Origin of the sequence: Streptomyces tricolor (assembly GCF_002155905.1) — a bacterium.
GTDB classification, from domain to species: Bacteria; Actinomycetota; Actinomycetes; order Streptomycetales; family Streptomycetaceae; genus Streptomyces; species Streptomyces tricolor.
Window position 1 is genome coordinate 1 of record NZ_MUMF01001031.1, and the last position, 1,248, is coordinate 1,248.

2 protein-coding genes are annotated in these 1,248 nt (G+C 68.8%); both read left to right on the plus strand.

The window, feature by feature from the left end; translation table 11 throughout:
• Window positions 1–699, plus strand: a 699-nt coding sequence (locus CCN44_RS42530) for a carbamoyl phosphate synthase small subunit (RefSeq protein WP_107502190.1), incomplete at its 5' end; no start/stop codon positions are given.
• Window positions 692–1,248: carbamoyl phosphate synthase preATP-grasp domain-containing protein (locus CCN44_RS42535; protein ID WP_462509677.1), on the plus strand; the 557-nt coding region annotated here is incomplete at its 3' end. The genes CCN44_RS42530 and CCN44_RS42535, both read left to right, overlap by 8 nt.

The following is a 1,248-nucleotide window of genomic DNA, read 5'->3' on the forward strand; positions in this document are numbered from 1 at the left end:
GAGGCGGAGCTGCTGGCGCGCGTGCAGGCCCAGCCGCAGATGAAGGGCGCGAGCCTCTACGAGGAGGTGGCGACCAAGGAGGCGTACGTCGTTCCGGCGATCGGTGAGAAGCGGTTCACGGTCGCCGCGATCGACCTCGGCATCAAGGGGATGACTCCGCACCGGATGGCCGAGCGCGGCATCGAGGTGCACGTCCTGCCCGCCACCGCCACGGCCGACGACGTCTACGCCGTCGAACCGGACGGGGTGTTCTTCTCCAACGGTCCCGGCGACCCGGCCACCGCCGACGGCCCGGTCGCGCTGATGACCGCCGTCCTGGAGCGCAAGACGCCGCTGTTCGGCATCTGCTTCGGCAACCAGATCCTCGGCCGTGCGCTGGGCTTCGGGACCTACAAGCTGAAGTACGGCCACCGGGGCATCAACCAGCCGGTCCAGGACCGTACGACCGGCAAGGTCGAGGTCACCGCGCACAACCACGGCTTCGCCGTGGACGCGCCGCTCGACAAGGTCAGCGAGACGAAGTTCGGCCGCGCCGAGGTCTCGCACGTCTGCCTCAACGACAACGTCGTGGAGGGGCTGCAGCTGCTCGACCAGCCGGCCTTCTCCGTCCAGTACCACCCCGAAGCGGCAGCCGGCCCGCACGACGCCGCCTACCTCTTCGACCGTTTCGTTTCCCTGATGGAGGGCCAGCGTGCCTAAGCGCACCGATATCCAGTCCGTCCTGGTCATCGGCTCCGGCCCGATCGTCATCGGCCAGGCCGCCGAGTTCGACTACTCCGGCACCCAGGCCTGCCGGGTGCTCAAGGCCGAGGGCCTGCGTGTCATCCTCGTCAACTCCAACCCGGCGACGATCATGACCGACCCGGAGATCGCCGACGCCACCTACGTCGAGCCGATCACCCCCGAGTTCGTCGAGAAGATCATCGCCAAGGAGCGTCCCGACGCCCTGCTGCCCACCCTGGGCGGCCAGACGGCCCTGAACACCGCGATCTCGCTGCACGAGAACGGTGTGCTGGCCAAGTACGGCGTGGAGCTGATCGGCGCCAAGCCCGAGGCCATCCACAAGGGCGAGGACCGCGACCAGTTCAAGGAGGTCGTGGAGGAGGTCCGCCGCAAGATCGGACACGGCGAGTCCGCCCGCTCGGTCATCTGCCACTCCATGGACGACGTCCTCGCCGGTGTCGAGACCCTCGGCGGCTACCCGGTCGTCGTGCGCCCCTCCTTCACCATGGGTGGTGCCGGTTCCGG